Annotated in this window: 12 protein-coding genes; 9 read left to right on the forward strand and 3 right to left on the reverse strand. The window is 63.3% G+C overall.

From position 1 onward, the window contains the following. The first annotated feature begins 30 nt into the window (after positions 1–30). From ACSJLU_RS18370 to ACSJLU_RS18385, 4 genes are all read left to right on the forward strand, one after another. The gene (locus ACSJLU_RS18370) at positions 31–213 is read left to right on the forward strand and encodes a YfgG family protein (protein WP_004941600.1); all 183 of its coding nucleotides are present in this window, start codon (positions 31–33) and stop codon (positions 211–213) included. A gap of 103 nt (positions 214–316) precedes the next feature. After that, entirely contained in the window at positions 317–1,750 is a 1,434-nt protein-coding gene (mgtE, locus tag ACSJLU_RS18375; protein WP_025303851.1) for a magnesium transporter, read from the forward strand. Between the two features lie 185 nt (positions 1,751–1,935). Next, complete coding sequence (locus ACSJLU_RS18380) at positions 1,936–5,265, forward strand: diguanylate cyclase (protein WP_380826049.1); 3,330 nt, start codon at positions 1,936–1,938, stop codon at positions 5,263–5,265. A gap of 193 nt (positions 5,266–5,458) precedes the next feature. Continuing rightward, complete coding sequence (locus ACSJLU_RS18385; RefSeq protein ID WP_025303853.1) at positions 5,459–5,812, forward strand: DNA-binding protein; 354 nt, start codon at positions 5,459–5,461, stop codon at positions 5,810–5,812. A gap of 6 nt (positions 5,813–5,818) precedes the next feature. Here the strand turns inward: ACSJLU_RS18385 and alkA are convergent, their stop codons facing one another. Beyond that, entirely contained in the window at positions 5,819–7,309 is a 1,491-nt protein-coding gene (gene alkA, locus ACSJLU_RS18390; RefSeq protein ID WP_025303854.1) for a DNA-3-methyladenine glycosylase 2, read from the reverse strand. Between the two features lie 164 nt (positions 7,310–7,473). On the opposite strand from alkA, the gene yegD reads away from it, so the two are divergent. Together yegD and ACSJLU_RS18400 are read left to right on the forward strand one after the other, a co-directional pair. Then, entirely contained in the window at positions 7,474–8,826 is a 1,353-nt protein-coding gene (gene yegD / locus ACSJLU_RS18395; RefSeq protein ID WP_380826053.1) for a molecular chaperone, read from the forward strand. A 51-nt stretch (positions 8,827–8,877) separates the two neighbouring features. Next, positions 8,878–9,444, forward strand: a complete 567-nt coding sequence (locus ACSJLU_RS18400; RefSeq protein WP_025303856.1) for a GNAT family N-acetyltransferase — start codon at positions 8,878–8,880, stop codon at positions 9,442–9,444. On the opposite strand, the gene ACSJLU_RS18405 is transcribed toward ACSJLU_RS18400, so the two are convergent. Then, positions 9,441–10,058, reverse strand: coding sequence for a pyridoxamine 5'-phosphate oxidase family protein (locus tag ACSJLU_RS18405; protein ID WP_025303857.1), 618 nt, complete (start codon positions 10,056–10,058; stop codon positions 9,441–9,443). The two genes, ACSJLU_RS18400 and ACSJLU_RS18405, sit on opposite strands and share 4 nt — an antisense overlap. A 68-nt stretch (positions 10,059–10,126) precedes the next feature. After that, positions 10,127–11,080 (reverse strand): aldo/keto reductase, encoded by a 954-nt coding sequence (locus ACSJLU_RS18410; protein ID WP_043137956.1) that lies wholly within the window; start codon positions 11,078–11,080, stop codon positions 10,127–10,129. Between the two features lie 272 nt (positions 11,081–11,352). On the opposite strand from ACSJLU_RS18410, the gene ACSJLU_RS18415 reads away from it, so the two are divergent. The 3 genes from ACSJLU_RS18415 to mdtC are packed head-to-tail and all read left to right on the forward strand — an operon-like array spanning position 11,353 to position 18,802. Next, positions 11,353–12,606, forward strand: a complete 1,254-nt coding sequence (locus ACSJLU_RS18415) for an MdtA/MuxA family multidrug efflux RND transporter periplasmic adaptor subunit (protein WP_380826056.1) — start codon at positions 11,353–11,355, stop codon at positions 12,604–12,606. Beyond that, complete coding sequence (locus ACSJLU_RS18420; protein WP_439041016.1) at positions 12,606–15,725, forward strand: MdtB/MuxB family multidrug efflux RND transporter permease subunit; 3,120 nt, start codon at positions 12,606–12,608, stop codon at positions 15,723–15,725. Before ACSJLU_RS18415 ends, ACSJLU_RS18420 begins: the two co-directional genes overlap by 1 nt. Next, on the forward strand, positions 15,722–18,802 hold the full coding sequence (gene mdtC, locus ACSJLU_RS18425; protein WP_089196162.1) for a multidrug efflux RND transporter permease subunit MdtC: 3,081 nt from the start codon (positions 15,722–15,724) through the stop codon (positions 18,800–18,802). Before ACSJLU_RS18420 ends, mdtC begins: the two co-directional genes overlap by 4 nt. Positions 18,803–18,807: the final 5 nt, after the last annotated feature.

The raw sequence follows: 18,807 nt of genomic DNA on the forward strand, positions 1-18,807 counted from the left end.
AACACAGGACACCGGCATACCGGGTGATATATGCGCAAGAAAACCACCGGACAGATGACGAAGATAGTGTTGTTTATCAGCTTTATCATTTTAGTCGGCCGACTGCTGTACGCCGCCGTGGTGGCGGTGCCTCATCATCAGGAAAAAAAGCAGGCCGCTGCGCAAAACGCCGCCGAAGTCAGCGCGCCGCAACAGGACGCCTCCTCTGAATAACCGCCGCGCCCCGTCCGTTTCATAAAAATGACTCCGGCACTCGCTATGCTCTATCTTTTAATGAGCCTGCGTCAGGAACGCCGAGCGCCCGTTAAGGAACACCATGTCAGCCGCAACCCATAACGTCAAAAAAGTCGCTGAACACCGCCAGCGCATTCTTACTCTGTTGTTGAACAATAAGGAATTGGTCGACGGCATTCTCGGCCGGCCGGGGGATGAACACGCCCTCAGCCAAAGCGAACGGCTGAACCAAACGGCGGAAATTACCGGCCTGCTGGACGACATGCACGCCGCCGACCTGGCGGACCTGCTGGAAGCACTGCCGCAGGACGAACGCATGGCGCTGTGGCGGCTGGTGGGCAACAGCAAGCGCGGCCAGACGCTGGTGGAAGTCGCCGAGCCGGTCTGGGACAGCCTGATCGAGGAAATGAGCGACAAAGACCTGCTCAAGGCGATCAAAACGCTGGATGTCGACGAACAGGCCTACCTGGCGCAATACCTGCCGCGTAACCTGATGGGCCGGTTGCTGACCTCGCTGGAGCCGGAGCAGCGCGCCCAGGTGCGCGAGATGAGCCAATACGCCAAAGACAGCGTCGGCTGGATGATGGATTTCGAACTGGTGACGGTGCGGCCGGACGTCACGCTCGGCGCGGTGCACCGCTTTTTGCGCATGCGCAAAACCATTCCCGACGCCACCGATAAACTGTTCGTCACCGATCGCAAAAACACCCTGCTGGGCGAGCTGCCGCTGACCGCGGTGCTGCTGAACGACCCGGAGATCCCGGTGCGCGACGTGATGGACAGCGATCCCGCCACCTTTCAGCCCGAAGACAAGGCCGATGATGCGGCCGGCGCCTTCGAACGTTATGACCTGATCAGCGCCCCGGTGGTTGATGCCAAAGGCAAACTGATGGGCCGCCTGACCATCGAAGAGATCGTCGACGCCGTCAACGAAGAGAGTGACACCAATTTGCGCCGCATGGGCGGTTTGAGCCCGGAAGAAGACGTGTTCGCCCCGGTCAGCAAGGCGGTCAAGACCCGCTGGGCCTGGCTGGCGATCAACCTCTGCACCGCATTCATCGCCTCCCGCGTGATCGGCCTGTTCGAACACACCATTTCCCAGCTGGTGGCACTGGCGGCGCTGATGCCGATCGTCGCCGGCATCGGCGGCAACACCGGCAACCAGACCATCACCATGATCGTGCGTGCGCTGGCGCTGCACCAGATCGAAGTCGGCAACATCTCGCGCCTGATGCTCAGAGAGTTGGGGGTGGCCATCATCAACGGCGTAGTGTGGGGCGGCATCATGGGCGTGATCACCTGGCTGCTGTATGGCGACGCGGCGATGGGCGGCGTAATGACGCTGGCGATGCTGCTCAACCTGCTGCTGGCGGCGCTGATGGGCGTGGTGATCCCGATGACCATGCTCAAACTGGGCCGCGATCCGGCGGTCGGCTCCAGCGTGCTCATCACCGCGCTGACCGACACCGGCGGCTTCTTCATCTTCCTCGGCCTCGCCACCCTGTTCCTGCTGTAAGACGCTCAAAGCCGGCCCCGCGCCGGCTTTTTCGTCATTCTGTCGCCGGGCCTGCGCTAATGCAGTAAAGTCGGCCCTCCCGGTAGGTTTTCCTCTCACGCTGTACTACCCTTTGCCAATAAATCGTCTTAATTCATTCACGTCATGAATTCAATCACAGGCAGAGGCCATCGGTAAGGGTGTCTATGGAGATCAGCGCGCCGAACACGTTCGGCACACACAAAGGCGTCGTGCTGACGCATTCCCTGTTCGTGGCGCTGGCGACGTTTTTGCTCGCCTTGCTGAGCCTGTCGTTATCCAGTGAGGCTCATCACTTCACGCCGCTGTGGTTCCCGACCGCCGCCGCGATCGCCGTGCTGTATCGCCATCCCCCGCGTCATTGGGGTTTGCCGCTGCTGGCCAGCGGCACAGGCATCGTGCTCGCCAGCTTCCTGCTGTTCGGCCTCAGCGCCATTCCCGTCAAGCTGGCCGCTATCAACCTGCTGGAAGCGGCAGTGTGCGCTCTGCTGCTGCGCCGCACGCTGCCGGCGATCGATCCGCTGAGCGATCTGGGCTGTTGGCTGCGCTTCGTGGTCTGCGCGGTGATATTTACCCCATTGTTCAGCGCGCTGCTGGCCGCCGGACTGACCCCCACGCCGGACCAGACGTTTTGGCAATCGTTCGGCACCTGGTTCATCGCTGAGGCGATAGGGGTGCTGTCGCTGGCGCCGCTCGGGCTCACCTATCACCGCCGCCTGTTGGCTGGGCTGAATCCGTATCCGCTGCTGTTGACCCTGATGGGATCGCTGGCCTTCAGCTATCTGGCGCTGACGCATCTGCCCTTCCCCTTTACCTTCGTCATCCTGCCGCTGCTGTGGGCGGCTATCGCCCTGTCACGCTTCGAAACCTTCACCGTCTGTTTCTGTACAATCCTGCTGATCACCGTCCTGCTGTCGCTGGGCCTGCTGCGCCTTACCTCTTCCCGGCACACTTTCCTGGGCGAACTCGGCCTCTATCTGCCGATGTTGCTGATCCTGATCCCGGCGCACGCCATGGCGATGGTGATGCACACCTTCCGGGTGGAAAAGCAACATATCGTCGAGAGCGAAAGCCGCTTTCGCAGCGCGCTGGAGTATTCCGCCATCGGCATGGCGCTGGTGTCGCCGGAGGGCAAATGGCTGCAGGTTAACCAGGCGCTGTGCAAGCTGCTCGGCTATCCGCCCGAAAGACTTTATCGCCTGACCTTTCAAGAGATCACCCACTCGGACGATCTGAACGCCGACCTATCCCAACTGCACGAACTGCTCGACGGCCATATCAGCAGCTACACCCTAGAGAAGCGCTATATCCGCAGCGACGGCCAGACGGTCTGGGCGCTGCTGGCGGTCTCGCTGGTGCGCGACGGCGAAGGCCGGCCGTTGTACTTCATCTCTCAGGTGGAGGACATCAGCGACCTTAAGCGCAGCGAGGCGGAGAACAACCGGTTGGTGGAGCGCATCACGCTGGCCAACCAGGTGGGCGGCGTCGGCATCTGGGAATGGGTGATGGGCCAGGAAAACTTCACCTGGGATCAGCGCATGTTCGAACTCTACGATCTCACCCCCGACCAAACGCCGACGCTGGCGTTGTGGCGCACCCTGCTGGTGCCGGAAGATCGCGAGCGCACCGATCGCGAACTGGCCGAGCTCCTGGCGCAGCCGCGGCCATTCATCATGGAGTTTCGCATCACGACGCGTGGCGGCAAAGTGCGCCATATCCGCGGCCAGGGCAACGTGATCCTCGACGATCAGAGTCGGCCGCTGCGCCTGATCGGCACCAATATCGACATGACCGAGCTCAAGAGCCTCGCCGAGGCGCTGCACGAAGAAAAGGAGCGCCTGCACATCACTCTCGACGCCATCGGCGAAGGGGTGATCTCCACCGACAGCCACCTGCGTATCACCTTTATGAACCCGGTGGCGGAACAGATGTGCGGCTGGCCGCTCGAACTGGCGATCGGTATGCCCGTCGCCGGCGTGGTGCGCCTGACCAACGGCAAAGACGGCCCGGAAATCGAAAACCTCACGCAATACCCACGGCAGTGGCCGGCGGATTATGCGCTGGTGCTGCACAGCCGCGACGGGCGTTATTTCGACGTGCAGCAGTCGGTCTCACCGCTGAAAACCCTCGACGGGGAAACCATGGGTGCGGTGATGGTGCTGCAGGACGTCACCGCTTCGCGCGAACTGATGAAAAAACTCAGCTACAGCGCCTCGCACGATGCGCTGACCGGGTTGCCGAACCGCACCCGCTTCGAGAAACAGCTGAAAGCGGCGATCGTCGCCGGCGGGGAACCGTCGTCGCCGCATTCGCTGGTGTTCCTCGATCTGGATCGGTTCAAGGCGGTGAACGACACCGCCGGCCATGCGGCGGGCGATGCCCTGCTGCGGGACATCGCCCAGCTGATGCGGCATCAGCTGCGCCATAGCGACTGCCTGGCCCGGCTGGGCGGCGACGAGTTCGGGCTGATCCTGTACGACTGCCGGCTGGAACAGGCCAAATCGCTGGTGCAGCAAGTGGTTAATCAAATCAGCCAGCACCCGTTCTACTGGGAAGGGAAGATTTACCGCGTCGGCGCCAGCGCCGGCATCACACGCATCAGCGCCGACGCCAAAAGCAGCGAACTGCTGGCGCAGGCCGATATCGCCTGCTACACCGCCAAGCACCAGGGGCGCGGCCAGGTTTATCTGTACGAAACGCGGCAGAAACAGCGACTGGAGCGGCAGCACGAGGTGCTGAGCCTGCAGGAAGTGCAGACGATCATCAGCGAGGGGCAACTGCGGCTGCTGACTCACGCGGTCGCGCCGCCGGCGACGCCGCTGTCGGCCGCGTTTCACCAGGTGAAGCTGCAGGTGATGGCGCCGGACGAGTGCCCGCTGTCGCACGAGGCGTTCATCGCCGCCGCGCAGCTGTACGGCCTGATGCCGGACATCGACCGTTGGACGGCGGCGCAACTGCTGGTGAAATATGCCGACGACATCAAACGCAAAGGGCTGTCGCTCGCGCTGCCGCTGGCTATCGACAGTCTGCTCAGCGCCGACTTCCAGCGCGAGCTGACGGAAACGGTGCGCGCTTCCTCGCTGCCGCCGCAGGCGCTGCTGTTCAGCGTCGACGAGGCCGCGATACTGGAACACGCCGCGCAGTGTCGGGCATTTCTCCGCGAACTGCAGCAGCAGGGCTGCCGGCTGATCGTCAACGGCTTCGGGCATAACATCAATGCGTTCGATGAGCTCAGCGACCAGAGAATCGACATCATTCGCATCGATGAGCGCTTTATCACCAACGTGCACTGCAACCAGATGGACGAGCTGATGGTCGCGATGCTCAACGGCGCGGCGCATCGAATCAAGGCGCAGACGCTCGCCGGGCCGGCCCACCAGCCGGTGACGCTGCAGGCGCTGCGCGATATCGGCATCGATCTGGCGGACGGCGATCAGGTGGCGCTGGAGCAGCCGCTGGCGGTGTTGCTCAGCGACGGTTATTTCGGCATTCGCTAATCCCTCTTCCTCACCGGCGCCGTCGCACGGGCAGCGCCGCACTCCCCCGTATTTCACATTGTGTTAACCCATACGAGATTAGTGATATAAATAACACCTTAGGCTTAAACGATTAAGTAAGATGAATCGCCCATGCGAGTATCAGCGTATCCGTTGATTTTCCTCGACATGTGATGACTCAGGATAAGGGACTATGGAAAAGAAATGGTTTTCCGCCAGGGAACTGATGGGGAAGGCGGGGTTGCCCTCAACCCCACAAGGAGTCAATTTGATGGCCCGGCGAGAAGGCTGGGTCAGTCGCCGCCGCAGCGGCGTACAGGGCAAAGCGCTGGAATACCATATCGACAGCCTGCCATTCGGCGCGCGCAGCCTCTCGGCGTTGCACGAGGCCGATCATCCGGACTACGACGTCAAACGCCAGGATCCAATACGGGTCTGGATCGAGTATTACTACCACCTGACGCCGGCCGAACGGGAAAAGCTGCTGGCGTTCCTGATGCGTGAAGGCATGAGCCGCCTGCTGCAGCTGATCGAGTCCCCCCGCTAGCCACGTTCAACTCTCCCCTTCCGGCGCCCAGCCACCGTTGTGCCACAGGTGCAGCGTGGCGTAAGAGCGCCACGGGCGCCAGCGCTCGGCGTAGCGTTCAATCTGGCGTGGCGTCATGCCAGGGAAACGCTGTTTGATCAGGTAGTCGCCGGCCAGGAACACGTCCGGCCACGACCAGGCGCGCATCGCGATATAGCTGGCGGTCCAACTGCCGATGCCCGGCAGCGCGGTCAGCGCCTTGATGCCCTGTTCGATATCCAGCACGTTATCGAGCTGCAGCCGTCCTTCGCCTAGCGCGCGGGCGATCTCGATCAGCGCCGCCGCACGCTTCACCTGCACCCCGAGCGGGCGCAGTTCTTCGGGCTGCAGCTGCGCCACCCGTTCTGCGGTGGGGAAAACGTGGGTGATGCCCTCATGCGGCGTCGCCAGCGCTTCGCCCCAACGTTCGGCCATCCGCCCGGCGAAGGTCGCCGCCATTTTCACGCTGACCAGTTGCCCCAGCACCGCACGCGTCGCCTGCTCGAAACTGTTCACGCAGCCCGGCAGGCGCAATCCCGGCGCATCGGCCGCCAGCGAGCCCAGCGCCTCATTAATGCGATCCGGCGCGGCGTCCAGATCAAACAGCAAGCGGACCCGGCGCAACACCTCCGTCGTCACCAGACTGAGCGTCGGCGCGATCTCGACCCGAACCCGATTGCGCGCCTCTTCCGGCTGCACGCTGAACCAGCCGCGGTGTTCAGTGCCACCCTGGCTGACGGCGATCGAGCGCAGGTAGCGGCGCCCCTCGACCCGCTCCACGCCCTGCACGGCGCGCGCCTGCAAGAAATTCAGCATGCGCGCCCAGTCATAGGGCGGCCGATAGCCCAGGTGAAACACCAACCCGCTGGCGGCCGCCCGTTCACCGCGCGCGCCGCCGCTGCGCAGCGCCGACGGGATCAGGCGGTAGCGCGCCTTGAACAGCTCGTTGAAACGCCGCAGGCTGCCGAAACCGGCGGCGAACGCCACCTCGCTGAGCGGCAGGTCGGTATCCGCCAGCAGACGCTTGGCCTGTAGCAACCGGTGCGACTGCGCGTAATCGATCGGCGAAGCGCCAAACTGTTCGGCGAAGATACGCCGCAGGTGGCGATCGGAAATGCCCAGCCGCGCCGCCAGCGCTTCGCAGCTGTGCTCGGACAGATAGCCTTGCTCGATGAGCTGCACCGCCACCTGGGCATAGCGGTTGCCCAGATCGATCAGCGCCAGGCCAGGGGCCAGTTCCGGTCGGCATTTGAGGCAGGGGCGAAACCCCGCCAGTTCAGCCGCCGCCGCGCTCGGATAAAAGGTGCAGTTTTCCCGCTTCGGCGTGCGGGCGCTGCACACCGGGCGACAATAGATGCCGGTGGAAGAGACGCCGACGAAAAAACGGCCGTCGAATTTGCGGTCACGCGCGCGCAGCGCGTCGTACAACGCTTGCTGTTGAGTATTCATGGCAACGCTCGGGTTCGGTTTTTTCTGCATTATGGGGCTCGCCTGGCGCGCTGACGTGCGGAATTCGGACATTAAGTTAAGCACGCCGCCGCCGCGCCCGCTAAATTTTTCGACACTCGCGCATTGGCGCATTGCCCGCCGGCCCCGTCTCGGGTAAAGTCGCCCCCCTTCATTGGCATGGGGACAAAAAAGAGATGTTTATTGGATTCGATTACGGGACAGCCAACTGTTCCGTTGCAGTGATGCGCGACCACGGCCCCGAGCTGTTGACGCTGGAAAACAACGAGCCGTATCTGCCTTCGATGCTGTGCGCGCCGACCCGCGAAGCGGTGAGCGAATGCCTGCACCGCCATTGGCAGGTGCCGACCGGCAGCGAAGAAAACCAGCAGCTGCTGCGCCGCGCCATCAGTTACAACCGCGAAGAAGACATTCCGGTCAACGGCGACAGCGTGCTGTTCGGCCTGCAGGCGCTGGCGCACTATATGGAAGATCCCGAAGAGGTGTACTTCGTGCGCTCGCCGAAGTCCTTCCTCGGCGCCAACGGCCTGAAACCGCAGCAGATCGCGCTGTTCGAAGACCTGGTGTGCGCCATGATGTTCCACATCAAACGCCAGGCGGAAAACGTGCTGCAGACCGGCATCGATCAGGCGGTGATCGGCCGGCCGATCAACTTCCAGGGCATCGGCGGCGACGAAGCCAACCGGCAGGCGCAGGGCATTTTGCAGCGCGCCGCCGAACGTGCCGGTTTCAAGGACATTGAATTCCAGTTCGAGCCGGTGGCGGCGGGGCTGGACTTCGAGGCGACGCTGAGCGAAGAGCAAACCGTGCTGGTGGTGGACATCGGCGGCGGCACCACCGACTGCTCGGTGCTGCTGATGGGGCCGCAGTGGCGCGACCGCGCCGATCGCCAGCAGAGCCTGCTGGGCCACAGCGGCTGCCGGGTCGGCGGTAACGATCTGGACATCATGCTGGCCTTCAAACAGCTGATGCCGCTGTTCGGCCTGGGCGGCGAAACCGCGAAGGGCATCGCCCTGCCGGCGCTGCCTTACTGGAACGCGGTGGCGACCAACGACGTGCCGGCGCAAAATGACTTCTACAGCGCCGCCAACGGCCGCGTGCTGCGCGATCTGATCCTCGACGCGGCGGAGCCGGAAAAGGTCAAACGCCTGCTGAAAGTGTACCAACAGTGCCTGAGCTACCGATTGGTGCGGGCGGCCGAAGAGAGTAAGATCGCCCTGTCCGGCCAAACGGCCATCAGCGCGCCGCTCAATTTCGTGCAGGCCGATCTGGCGGAGAGCATCAGCCAGGCTCAGCTCGCCGACGCCATTTCGCAGCCGTTGATGCGCATTCAGGAGCAGGTCAGCGCCGCGCTGGCCAGCAGCCAGACCGCGCCGCAGGTGATCTACCTGACCGGCGGCAGCGCACGCTCACCCCTGCTGCGCGCCGCGCTGCAACAGCAGCTGCCGGGCATTCCGATCGTCGGCGGCAACGACTTCGGCTCGGTCACCGCCGGGCTGGCGCGCTGGGCGCAAACGCTGTTCCGTTGACAGCCCAAGGGCGCGGCTCGCCGCGCCCTTGTTCATTGGAGGCTATGCATCATGTCGACCATCCTTACCCTCGACAGCGCCAGGCTGCGGCTGCGCGCCTGGCGCGACGACGATCTGCCGGCCTTCGCCGCGCTTAACGCCGATCCGCAGGTGATGCGCTATTTCCCGGCGACGATGACGGCCGAGGAAAGCCACGCGCAGGCCGAACGCATCCGCGCCTTCATGCAACAACATAGCTGGGGGCTATGGGCGGTGGAAGTGAAAGGCGGCGCGCCTTTTATCGGTTTTGTCGGGCTGGCGCGGCCGGGCGACGATCTGCCTTGTGCCCCCTGCGTGGAGATTGGCTGGCGGCTGGCGGCGGCTCACTGGGGCAACGGCTACGCCGCTGAAGCGGCGCGCGCCGCGCTGGCGTACGCCTTCGACACGCTGCGCTTGCCGGAAGTGGTGTCCTTCACCGCCGAAAATAACCAGCCGTCGCGCCGGGTGATGACGCGCATCGGCATGCAGTTTGACGGCGAAACCTTCCTGCATCCGCGCCTGCCGACGGGCCATCCGCTGCAAAAGCACGTCTTGTATCGGCTGAACCGGCAAATGTGGCGCGAACGCCACGGCGATTAATACAGCGTATCCTTCAGCCGCTGCGGCAGCGCGCTGTCGTACTCCTCACCGTCGAAGCGCGTTTGGCTCACCGCGGCCAAAATATGGCCGGGGCTGGGCAGCGCCGAACGTTCGAGGCGGCTGCCCTCTTCCCACAATCCCGAACGCAAGATCGCCCGGCTGCACTGGAAGAACACCGCCTCCACCCGAATGCGCAGCACCGAACGCGGCAGCTGGTTGCGGTGGACGAAGCGCTGCAGCATCGCTGGCGCCACCACGATTTCCGCCCGCCCGTTAATCCGCAGCGTTTCGCCGATGCCGGGGATCAGCAACAGCAGCGCCACCCGGTTGTCGTGCAGGATATTGCGCAGGCTGTCGATGCGGTTATTGCCGCGACGGTCCGGCAGCAGCAGGGTTTTCTCGTCTTCGATATGGATAAAACCGGCCGGATCGCCGCGCGGAGAGACATCCATGCCGTCCGGCCCGACCGTCGAGAGCGCGGCAAACGGCGCCGCCTCGATAAACGGGCGGTACGCCGGGTGAATATAGCTGACTTCTTTAAAAACCGAGGGCGCGGCGGGTTTGCCGTACAGCTGTTCCAGCGTCGCGAGGTCGTTGATGGTATCACCAGACATTGCGGGTTCCTGAATGGGCCATGTTAACCCCTTCAGCATAGAGCAAAATCGCCGCCGGGTAACGCCCCCTACTCGGCGCTGGCGTCGTTCAGCGCCTGAATGTCGTCCGCATCCAGCGTCAGCTTAGTGGCGCTGACCAACTCATCCAGCTGCGGCAACGAGGTCGCACTGACGATCGGCGCGGTGATGCTCGGGCGCGCGATCAGCCAGGCCAGCGAAACCTGCGCCGGGGAACTGCCGTGTTTGCCCGCCACCTGATCCAGCGCCGCCAGAATGCGGAAACCGCGCGGGTTCAGGTAGCGTTCGACGATGCGATCGCCGCGCTGGCTTTTGCCCTCGTCCGCTTTGCTGCGGTATTTGCCGGTCAGAAAACCACTGGCCAGCGCGAAGAAGTTGATCACCCCGAGGCCATGGCGCTGCGCCACGCCTTCCAGCTCGGCTTCATACCCTTCGCGCGCATACAGGTTATATTCCGGCTGCAGGGTTTCGTAGCGCGCCAATCCGTTGCTCTCGCTCACCCGCAGCGCTTCTTCCAGGCGATCCGCCTGATAGTTAGAGGCGCCGATCGCCCGCACCTTGCCGGCCTTGATCAGCGCATCGAACGCCGCCAGCGTCTCTTCCAGCGGCGTATCGCGGTCATCGTCGTGCGACTGATAAAGATCGATATAATCGGTTTGCAGGCGACGCAGCGAGTCCTCCACCGCCTGCTGAATATAGCGCGGCGACAGCCCCTGCTTGCCTTCGCCCATCGGTTTGCCCACCTTGGTGGCGATGATCACCTGGTCGCGCTTGCCGCTCTTCTTCAGCCATTCGCCGATGACGGTTTCCGATTCGCCGCCCCGGTTGCCCGGCGCCCAGCTGGAATAAACGTCGGCGGTATCGATAAAGTTGAGCTGATTGTCCACCAGCGCATCCAGCAGGCTGAACGAGGTCGCTTGATCCGCCGTCCAGCCGAACACGTTGCCACCGAAGGTTAACGCCGGCACCTGAATGCCTGAACGACCCAGTTGTTTCTTGCTCATCACAAAGGCTCCATGGGTTAAATGATTTTCCTGTTAATTATTAGCGCCAAATACAGGGAATCGTTAAAACGTATTGGCTATAAGCCGGAATAAATCACTTATAAACATAGCACGCTCAAATCACCCACTTATTAAGACAATGCTGACGGTTCCTCCATATTTCCTTCATTTTTATGCCGTCTTCGCTGGCTAAACTAGTATCCTGTAAGGAGTGTCATTTTTGTGGCAATGAGTGCCCGCGCCCCTGCCTTTTGGAGAGAATTTTCACCACCATGAATGCAAAACCCCAACGTCGTTCCCTGCTGCTGCGCCTGCTGGTTGCGGCGATTGCGATCATCGTCGCCGTTCTGGCCTGGCGCCATTTCAGCGCCGCCCAACCGACCGCTGGGACGACGCCGGGCGCGCACCAGGCCGCCGGTAAAACGGGAGCGGGCCGCGCGGCGGGCGGCAGACGCGGCGCGCCGATGTCGCCGGTGCAAGCGGCGACCGCCACGCAACAGACGGTGCCACGCTATCTTTCCGGCTTGGGCACCGCCACCGCCGCCAATACCGTGACCGTCACCAGCCGGGTCGATGGCCAACTGATGGCGATCCACTTTACCGAAGGCCAGCAGGTCAAAGCCGGCGATCTGCTGGCGGAAATCGATCCCCGGCCATTCCAGGTTCAGTTGACCCAGGCTCAGGGGCAGTTGGCAAAAGATCAGGCCACGCTGGCCAACGCCCGACGCGATCTGGCGCGCTATCAGCAGCTGGTGAAAACCAATCTGGTGTCCCGTCAGGAGCTGGATACGCAGGCCTCGCTGGTGCAGCAAACCGAAGGCGCGATCAAGGCCGATCAGGGCGCGGTCGACAGCGCCAAACTGCAGATCACCTACAGCCGCATCACTGCGCCAATCGACGGCCGCGTCGGCCTGAAACTGGTCGACGTCGGCAACTACGTTACCAGCGGCAGCACCACCGGTCTGGTGGTGATCACGCAGACGCACCCGATCGACATGGTGTTCACGCTGCCCGAAGGCAACATCGCCGATCTGCTCAAGGCGCAAAAAGCCGGGCCGGTGAGCGTCGAAGCCTGGGATCGCACCAACCAGAACAAGCTGACGACCGGTTCGCTGCTGAGCCTGGACAACCAGATTGATACCGCCACCGGCACCATCAAGCTGAAAGCGCGCTTCGCCAACGAAGATGACGCGCTGTTCCCCAATCAGTTCGTCAACGCGCGGCTGCAGGTGGATACCCTGCACGATGCGGTGGTGATCCCGACCGCTGCGCTGCAGATGGGCAACGAGGGCAACTTCGTTTGGACGCTCGGCGAAGACAACAAGGTCAGCAAACATCGGGTCACCGCCGGCGTGCAGGACAGCCGGCAGGTGGTGATCAGCGCCGGCCTCAACGCCGGCGATCGGGTAGTGACCGACGGCATCGATCGCCTGACCGAAGGCATGCAGGTGGAAGTGCTCGCGCCGAGCGAAGCGCCGGCGGCGGCCAACGCCAAGCGCGAACCTGACGTTCAGAGGAAGTCCTGATGCAGGTGATGCCTCCCAACGCCGGCGGCGGTCCGTCCCGCCTGTTTATTCTGCGTCCGGTCGCCACCACGCTGCTGATGGTGGCAATATTGCTGGCGGGGATTATCGGTTATCGCGCGCTGCCGGTGTCCGCCCTGCCGGAGGTGGATTACCCCACTATCCAGGTGGTGACGCTGTACCCCGGCGCCAGCCCGGACGTGGTGACCTCCGCCATTACCGCACCGCTGGAACGCCAGTTCGGCCAGATGTCCGGCCTGAAGCAAATGGCGTCGCAAAGCTCCGGCGGCGCCTCGGTGGTCACACTGCAGTTCCAGTTGGCGCTGCCGCTCGACGTCGCGGAGCAGGAAGTGCAGGCGGCGATCAACTCCGCCACCAACCTGCTGCCGACCGATTTGCCTTACCCGCCGATCTACAGCAAGGTTAACCCCGCCGATCCGCCGATCCTGACGCTGGCCGTGACCTCCACCGCCATGCCGATGACGCAGGTGGAAGACATGGTGGAAACCCGCGTGGCGCAAAAAATTTCTCAGGTGACCGGCGTCGGCCTGGTGACGCTGGCCGGCGGCCAACGCCCGGCAGTGCGCGTAAAATTGAACGCGGCGGCGGTCGCCGCCTATGGCCTGAACAGTGAAACCATTCGCGCCGCCATCAGCAACGCCAACGTCAACTCGGCGAAAGGCAGCCTTGACGGCCCGACCCGATCGGTCACCCTCTCCGCCAACGACCAAATGAAATCTGCCGACGACTATCGCCAGCTGATCGTCGCCTATCAGAACGGCGCGGCGATCCGCCTGCAGGATATCGCCGCCATCGAACAAGGGGCGGAAAATACCCGACTGGCGGCCTGGGCCAACAAGCAACAGGCGATCGTGCTGAACATCCAACGCCAGCCCGGCGTCAACGTCATCACCACCGCCGACAGCATCCGCGAAATGCTGCCGACGCTGATTAAAAGCCTGCCCAAATCGGTCGACGTCAAGGTGTTGACCGATCGCACCACCACCATCCGCGCCTCGGTCAGCGACGTGCAGTTCGAGCTGCTGCTGGCGATCGCGCTGGTGGTGATGGTGATCTACGTGTTCCTGCGCAACGTGCCGGCGACCATTATCCCCAGCGTGGCGGTGCCGCTGTCGCTGGTGGGCACCTTCGCCGCCATGTACTTCCTTGGCTTCTCCATCAACAACCTGACGCTGATGGCGCTGACCATCGCCACCGGCTTCGTGGTGGACGACGCCATCGTGGTGATCGAGAACATCTCGCGCTACATCGAGAAAGGGGAAAAACCGCTCGACGCCGCGTTGAAAGGGGCCGGCGAGATCGGTTTCACCATCATCTCTCTGACCTTCTCGCTGGTGGCGGTGCTGATCCCGCTGCTGTTCATGGGCGACATCGTCGGCCGCCTGTTCCGCGAGTTCGCCGTCACGCTGGCGGTGGCAATTTTGATCTCCGCCGTGGTGTCGCTGACGCTGACGCCGATGATGTGCGCACGCATGCTCAGCCACGAATCGCTGCGCAAGCAGAACCGTTTTTCCGCCGCCTCCGAACGCTTTTTCGACCGGGTGATCGCGCAATATGGCAAGTGGCTGAAAACGGTGCTTAACCATCCCTGGCTGACGCTCGGCGTGGCCGTGGGCACGCTGGCGCTGACGGTATTGCTGTACCTGCTGATCCCGAAAGGTTTCTTCCCGGTGCAGGACAACGGCATCATTCAGGGCACGCTGGAGGCGCCGCAGAGCGTCTCGTTCAGCAACATGGCCGAGCGCCAGCAGCAGGTCGCGGCGCAGATCCTCAAAGATCCGGCGGTGGAGAGCCTGACCTCGTTCGTCGGCGTCGACGGCAGCAACGCCACGCTCAACAGCGGCCGGCTGCAGATCAACCTGAAGCCGCTGAGCGAACGCAGCGAGCGCATTCCGGCGATCATCAGCCGCCTGCAGCAGCAAACGGCGCAGTTCCCCGGCGTGAAACTGTATCTGCAACCGGTGCAGGATCTGACCATCGATACCCAGGTCAGCCGCACCCAGTACCAGTTCACCCTGCAGGCGATGTCGCTGGACGATCTCAGCCTGTGGGTGCCGCAGCTGATGGATGAGCTGAAGCAAACCCCGCAGCTGGCGGACGTCACCAGCGACTGGCAGGATCAGGGGCTGGTCGCCTATGTCAACGTCGATCGCGATTCGGCCTCCCGCCTCGGCGTCACCATGAGCGACGTGGACAATGCGCTGTATAACGCGTTCGGCCAGCGCCTGATCTCCACCATCTACACCCAGGCCAATCAATACCGCGTGGTGCTGGAGCACGACGTCAGCACGACACCGGGGTTGGCGGCGCTCAATGAGATCCGTCTGAGCGGCAACGACGGCGCCGTGGTGCCGCTGAGCGCCATCGCCAAAATCGAAGAGCGCTTCGGCCCGCTGTCGGTGAACCATCTCGACCAGTTCCCGTCGGCCACCGTTTCGTTCAACGTCGCCGACGGCTACTCGCTCGGCGAGGCGGTCGACGCGGTCACCCAGGCGGAAAAAAATCTCAATATGCCAAGGGACATCACCACCCAATTCCAGGGGGCGACCCTGGCCTTCCAGGCGGCGCTCGGCAGCACGCTGTGGCTGATTTTGGCGGCGGTGGTGGCGATGTACATCGTGCTGGGCGTGCTGTATGAAAGCTTCATTCATCCGGTCACCATCCTCTCCACCCTGCCGACCGCCGGGGTCGGCGCCCTGTTGGCGCTGATGTTGGCCGGCAGCGAGCTGGACGTGATCGCCATCATCGGCATCATCCTGCTGATCGGCATTGTGAAGAAGAACGCCATCATGATGATCGACTTCGCGCTGGCGGCGGAACGCGAGCAGGGTTTATCGCCGCGCGACGCCATCTATCAGGCCTGTCTGCTGCGTTTCCGGCCGATCTTGATGACCACGCTGGCGGCCTTGCTCGGCGCGTTGCCGCTGATGCTGAGCACCGGCGTCGGCGCGGAGCTGCGGCATCCGCTCGGCGTCTGTATGGTCGGCGGTTTGATCATGAGCCAGATCCTGACGCTGTTCACCACGCCGGTGATCTACCTGCTGTTTGACAAACTGGCGCGTAACACGCATCGCCAGCTGGATACGCAGGAGCTGCCGTGAAATTCTTCGCCCTGTTCATTCACCGGCCGGTGGCCACCACCCTGCTGACGCTGGCCATCGCCATCAGCGGCGCGATCGGCTTTCGCCTGCTGCCGGTGTCGCCGCTGCCGCAGGTGGATTTTCCGGTGATTTCGATCAGCGCGTCGCTGCCGGGCGCCTCGCCGGAAACCATGGCGTCCTCGGTGGCGACGCCGCTGGAGCGCGCGCTGGGCCGCATCGCCGGGGTTAACGAAATGACCTCGATGAGTTCGCTCGGCAGTACCCGCGTCATTTTGCAGTTCGATCTCGATCGCGACATCAACGGCGCCGCGCGCGACGTGCAGGCGGCGATCAACGCCGCGCAAAGCCTGCTGCCGACCGGCATGCCGAGCCGCCCCAGCTACCGTAAGGTCAACCCTTCCGACGCGCCGATCATGATCCTGACGCTGACCTCGGACACCTACAGCCAGGGGCAGCTTTACGATTTCGCCTCCACCCAGCTGGCGCAGAAGATCAGCCAGACCGAGGGCGTCGGCGACGTTTCCGTAGGCGGCAGCTCGCTGCCGGCGGTGCGGGTGGAGCTGAACCCTTCGGCGCTGTTCAATCAGGACGTGTCGCTGGACAGCGTGCGGCAGGCCATCGCCAACGCCAACGTGCGCCGTCCGCAGGGCGCCGTGGAAAACCCGCAGCAGCGCTGGCAGATCCAGGCCAACGACGCGCTGAAAACCGCCGATGCTTATCGTCCGCTGATCATTCATTACAACAACGGCTCGGCGGTGCGTTTAGCCGACGTGGCCGAGGTCAAAGACTCGGTGCAAGACGTGCGTAACGCCGGGATGACCGACGCCAAACCGGCGATCATTCTGGCCATCAGCCGCGCGCCGGACGCCAACATCATCGAAACCGTCGATCGCATTCGCGCCGAGCTGCCCGCCCTGCAGGAGAATATCCCGGCCTCGATTCAACTCAACGTCGCGCAGGATCGTTCGCCAACCATCCGCGCGTCGCTGGCCGAGGTGGAACAGTCGCTGGCGATCGCCATCGGGCTGGTGATCCTGGTGGTGTTCATCTTCCTGCGCTCCGGGCGCGCCACGCTGATCCCGGCGGTCGCCGTGCCGGTGTCGCTGATCGGCTCGTTCGCCGCCATGTATCTGTGCGGCTTCAGCCTCAACAACCTGTCGCTGATGGCGCTGACCATCGCCACCGGCTTTGTGGTGGACGACGCCATCGTGGTGCTGGAAAACATTTCCCGCCACGTCGAGGCCGGCATGAAACCGATCAACGCCGCGCTGCTGGGCGCGCGGGAAGTCGGCTTCACCGTGCTGTCGATGAGCGTTTCGCTGGTGGCGGTGTTTATCCCGCTGCTGCTGATGGAAGGCCTGCCCGGCCGGCTATTCCGCGAGTTCGCCGTCACCCTGTCGGTATCGATCGGGCTGTCGCTCATCGTCTCGCTGACGCTCACGCCGATGATGTGTGCCTATTTGCTGCGCCACCAGCCGGCGCGTTCGCAGCGGCGCGCACGCGGCTTCGGCAAAATGCTGCTGGCGCTGCAGCAGGGTTACGGACGCTCGCTGAACTGGGTGCTCGGCCACTCGCGCTGGGTGCTGGCGGTGTTCCTCGCCACCGTTGCGCTCAACGTCTGGCTGTATATCAGCATCCCGAAAACCTTCTTCCCTGAACAGGATACCGGGCGTCTGATGGGCTTTATCCAGGCCGACCAAAGCATTTCGTTCCAGGCGATGCGCGGCAAACTGGAAGACTTCATGAAAATCGTGCGCGAAGATCCGGACGTGGAAAACGTCACCGGTTTTACCGGCGGCTCGCGCACCAACAGCGGTTCGATGTTCATCTCACTGAAACCCCTGTCGGTACGCAGCGACGACGCGCAGAAAGTGATCGCCCGCCTGCGTGCCCGCCTGGCCAAAGAACCGGGCGCCAGCCTGTTTCTGATGGCGGTACAGGATATCCGCGTCGGCGGCCGGCAGGCCAACGCCAGCTACCAATATACGCTGCTGGCGGACGATCTCGCCGCGCTGCGCGAATGGGAGCCGAAGATCCGCACCGCGCTGGCCGCATTGCCCGAGCTGGCGGACGTCAACTCGGATCAGCAGGATAAAGGCTCGGAGATGGATCTGGTCTACGATCGCGAAACCATGGCGCGCCTCGGCATTTCGGTGTCCGACGCCAACAACCTGTTGAACAACGCCTTCGGCCAGCGACAGATTTCGACCATCTATCAACCGCTCAACCAATACAAAGTCGTGATGGAAGTGGCGCCGCCCTACACTCAGGACGTGAGCTCGTTGGACAAAATGTTCATCATCAACAACGAAGGCAAGGCGATACCGCTCTCCTACTTCGCCAGTTGGCGACCGGCCAACGCGCCGCTGTCGGTAAACCATCAGGGGCTGTCCGCCGCCTCGACCATCTCCTTTAACCTGCCGGACGGCGGCAGCCTGTCGGACGCCACCGCGGCGGTAGAGCGCACCATGACTCAGCTCGGCGTGCCGTCCACGGTGCGCGGCGCGTTCGCCGGCACCGCCCAGGTATTCCAGGACACCCTGAAGTCGCAGCTCATCCTGATCCTGGCAGCGATCGCCACGGTGTATATCGTGCTCGGCGTGCTGTATGAGAGCTATATCCATCCGCTGACCATCCTTTCCACGCTGCCTTCCGCCGGCGTGGGGGCGCTGCTGGCGCTCGAGCTGTTCGGCGCACCGTTCAGCCTGATCGCGCTGATCGGCATCATGCTGTTGATCGGTATCGTGAAGAAAAATGCCATCATGATGGTCGACTTCGCGCTCGAAGCGCAGCGCAATGGCGGCATCAGCGCCCGCGAGGCGATTTTCCAGGCCAGCCTGCTGCGTTTCCGGCCGATCATGATGACCACGCTGGCGGCGTTGTTCGGCGCGCTGCCGCTGGTGCTGACCCGCGGCGACGGCGCGGAGCTGCGCCAGCCGCTCGGCATCACCATCGCCGGCGGCCTGGTGATGAGCCAGCTGCTGACGCTGTACACCACCCCGGTGGTCTACCTTTACTTCGACCGGCTGCAGGCGAAGTTCCGCCGCAACAAGCAACTGGCCCCGCTGCCCCATTAATGGCC

The organism is Serratia bockelmannii, from assembly GCF_051803255.1.
In the GTDB taxonomy this organism is placed as follows: domain Bacteria; phylum Pseudomonadota; class Gammaproteobacteria; order Enterobacterales; family Enterobacteriaceae; genus Serratia; species Serratia bockelmannii.

Bases quoted from the DNA above. Each gene is read 5' to 3' on its own strand.
- ACSJLU_RS18370 (WP_004941600.1), top strand. From the start codon at position 31: ATGCGCAAGAAAACCACCGGACAGATGACGAAGATAGTGTTGTTTATC.
- mgtE (WP_025303851.1), top strand. From the start codon at position 317: ATGTCAGCCGCAACCCATAACGTCAAAAAAGTCGCTGAACACCGCCAG.
- ACSJLU_RS18380 (WP_380826049.1), top strand. From the start codon at position 1,936: ATGGAGATCAGCGCGCCGAACACGTTCGGCACACACAAAGGCGTCGTG.
- ACSJLU_RS18385 (WP_025303853.1), top strand. From the start codon at position 5,459: ATGGAAAAGAAATGGTTTTCCGCCAGGGAACTGATGGGGAAGGCGGGG.
- alkA (WP_025303854.1), bottom strand. From the start codon at position 7,309: ATGCAGAAAAAACCGAACCCGAGCGTTGCCATGAATACTCAACAGCAA.
- yegD (WP_380826053.1), top strand. From the start codon at position 7,474: ATGTTTATTGGATTCGATTACGGGACAGCCAACTGTTCCGTTGCAGTG.
- ACSJLU_RS18400 (WP_025303856.1), top strand. From the start codon at position 8,878: ATGTCGACCATCCTTACCCTCGACAGCGCCAGGCTGCGGCTGCGCGCC.
- ACSJLU_RS18405 (WP_025303857.1), bottom strand. From the start codon at position 10,058: ATGTCTGGTGATACCATCAACGACCTCGCGACGCTGGAACAGCTGTAC.
- ACSJLU_RS18410 (WP_043137956.1), bottom strand. From the start codon at position 11,080: ATGAGCAAGAAACAACTGGGTCGTTCAGGCATTCAGGTGCCGGCGTTA.
- ACSJLU_RS18415 (WP_380826056.1), top strand. From the start codon at position 11,353: ATGAATGCAAAACCCCAACGTCGTTCCCTGCTGCTGCGCCTGCTGGTT.
- ACSJLU_RS18420 (WP_439041016.1), top strand. From the start codon at position 12,606: ATGCAGGTGATGCCTCCCAACGCCGGCGGCGGTCCGTCCCGCCTGTTT.